The following is a 1,613-nucleotide window of genomic DNA, read 5'->3' as shown; positions in this document are numbered from 1 at the left end:
AGCAGCAAGGTGCTTTGTATAAGTGGATTGCGATTCTGACTGGGTCTAAGAATGCGCTTAAGGGTGCAGGCTTCTTTATTGGTGGTTTACTGCTTTCAACGATTGGCTTCCAATGCGCAGTGCTTACGATGGCTGTAGTGCTGACTTTAGTCTTCATTGGCAGTGTAGTGGGTTTAGAGGCAGACATGGGCAAGGCGAAAACCAAGCCTAAGTTCAAACAGATCTTCTCTAAGTCCGAATCGATCAACATCCTGTCGGCGGCACGCATGTTCTTGTTTGGCGCTCGTGACTTGTGGTTTGTGATTGCTTTGCCAATTTATCTTGGCAGCGTATTTGGTTGGGATCACTCTTGGGTTGGTGGCTTCTTAGCTGCTTGGACCATCGCTTACGGCTTTGTACAAGGCATAGCGCCTAAGATTACCGGCAAAGCGCAAGGCAAGGTACCAGATGGACATGCAGCACTGTTGTGGGCGGGCGCATTGGCTCTGGTAACGGCGGGTATCGCTTATGCGGTGCAGATAGCATGGCAACCAGAACTGGTGATTATTGGTGGCTTGATGGTGTTTGGTGCCATCTTCGCGGTTAATTCATCGCTTCACTCATACCTGATTGTCAGTTATGCAAAAGGCGATGGTGTGTCGCTTGATGTGGGTTTCTACTATATGGCGAATGCTATGGGCCGCTTAATAGGCACAATCCTATCTGGCTTGGTGTTCCAAATGGGTGGCTTATCCGCCTGTTTGTGGGTCTCGTTCGCGTTCCTAGCAATAACGACGGTGATCTCGTTACGCTTGCTTAAGGTGCCACAAACCTCAGCGGCATAAGCATCCGTCGTATTCGATAAAATCGCGATATGCTTCTCCTTTAACAATAAGCTGACTTGGTATTTATTCCGGTCAGCTTTTTATTGCTATAGTAGAATGATTGAATATTAATCAGGCATTTACATGAAGCAGCGAATTCTCTTCTTTGATTTAGCACGATGTGTCGCGGCCGTAGCGGTTATCGCGATCCATGTTTTGGCACCTTATCGCAACGAGCTAGGAACCATTCCTTTTGGTGAGTGGCTAACGGCGGTTACGGTCAATGGTTTCAGCCGTTGGGCGGTGCCTGTCTTTATATTGATTACTGGCGCCCTGATGCTCAGTGATCAGCGTCCATTTGATGCTAAGTATTATCTAAAGCGCCGTTTAGGTAAGGTGTTGATTCCTTTTATTGTTTGGTCGCTTTTCTATACCTACCTGTCTGGTTGGTCGGCAATGGGCTTTGATGCCGATGTCAGCTGGGATGTGCTGCTCAATAGCTATCACCATTACACCTACTATCACTTAGGTTTCTTTTACTACTTCATTCCACTCTATTTTGTGATTCCGTTCTTACAGATCATGGTCAGAAAGTATGGTGATAAGGCGGTTTATAGCTTCACTGCGGTGTGGCTGTTTACCTCGTTACTGTTCTTACTCAGAATTGATGGTCCTTGGAGCCATGAGCTGTGGCTTTACACTGGCTACTTACCACTGGGTTATCTGCTGTACAAGAAAGTCCCACTCAACAAGTTTACCGTTAGCGTGAGTACTGGACTTGGCGTGTCGGCACTGTTGACCACCGTTTAT

Annotated in this window: 2 protein-coding genes; both read left to right on the top strand. The window is 47.1% G+C overall.

Features of this window, described 5'->3' with window-relative positions; translation table 11 throughout:
- The coding region (locus A3712_RS23255; RefSeq protein ID WP_063525193.1) for a hypothetical protein at positions 1-824 on the top strand (824 nt) is incomplete at its 5' end.
- A 123-nt stretch (positions 825-947) separates the two neighbouring features.
- Positions 948-1,613: acyltransferase (locus tag A3712_RS23250; protein ID WP_063525192.1), on the top strand; the 666-nt coding region annotated here is incomplete at its 3' end.

Origin of the sequence: Vibrio sp. HI00D65 (genome assembly GCF_001635455.1) — a bacterium.
GTDB lineage: Bacteria > Pseudomonadota > Gammaproteobacteria > Enterobacterales > Vibrionaceae > Vibrio.
The sequence above is the reverse complement of the archived record's forward strand: the minus strand, read 5'-3'. Positions and strand labels throughout refer to the sequence as shown.